This is a genomic window from Rhizomonospora bruguierae (assembly GCF_018397995.1).
Classification (GTDB): domain Bacteria; phylum Actinomycetota; class Actinomycetes; order Mycobacteriales; family Micromonosporaceae; genus Rhizomonospora; species Rhizomonospora bruguierae.
In genome coordinates, this window is record NZ_BBQH01000165.1 from 1 (window position 1) to 956 (window position 956).

Annotated in this window: 1 protein-coding gene; it reads left to right on the forward strand. The window is 69.8% G+C overall.

Annotation, left to right across the window (positions count from 1 at the left end):
• Window positions 1-164: 164 nt before the first annotated feature.
• A partial coding sequence (locus tag KJS59_RS30660; RefSeq protein ID WP_456316016.1) for an IS701 family transposase occupies window positions 165-956 on the forward strand: 792 nt, incomplete at its 3' end.

The window sequence follows — 956 nt, forward strand, 5'->3', positions numbered from 1 at the left end:
CCTAGTACGGCAGCCGCCGTTTGAGATGTCGCTGCTCAGAGGGGCTGGACGCAGGGCGGCCACCGCGTGATCGTCTGTATGTTGTGGACATAACTTCAGATCTTGCGGTGGCCGCGTGCCACAGCGTAGCCGTTGTTCGATGGGAGCGTGTGCTGGCCGGAGTGCTGGGGTGCTTCGCGGGCCGGTTCGGGCGGGTGGAGCCTCGTCGTGCGGCGGCGGCGTTCGTGACCGGTCTTCTGGCCGATCTTGAGGTCAAGACGTGTTGGCAGTTGGCAGAGCAGGCCGGTCACGCCCGCCCGGACGCGATGCAAAGGTTGTTGTACCGGGCGGTGTGGGACGCCGATGCCGTACGCGACGACCTGCGGCGGCTGGTCGCTGACCGGTTCGGTGGACCGGACGCGGTTCTGGTGGTTGATGAGACCGGTGATCTGAAGAAGGGCACCCGCACGGTGGGGGTGCAGCGGCAGTACACCGGCACGGCCGGGCGGATCGAGAACAGCCAGGTGGGGGTGTTCCTGGGCTACGCCGGCTCCGACGGGCACACCTTGATCGACCGGCGCGTGTATCTGCCGGTGTCGTGGACCGACGACCGGGATCGGTGCGCAGCTGCCGGGGTGCCGGACGAGATCGGATTCGCCACCAAGCCGGATCTGGCCGCCGACATGATCACCGCCGCCCTCGACGCTGGCGTGCCGGCGGGGTGGGCGGCCGCGGACGAGGCGTACGGCAACAGCGCCGCGTTCCGCGCTGGCCTGCGCGAACACGGGCTCGGCTACGTCCTCGCGGTGTCCTGCAGCCATCTGATCCCGCTCGACGGCGGCAAGGTCAAGGTCCGGGCCGACCGGGTAGCCGCCGAACTGCCGGCATCGGCGTGGCAGCGCCGCTCAGCCGGCGCCGGATCCAAGGGCCCCCGCTACTACGCCTGGGCCTGGCTGGATGACGTGTGCACCGACGCC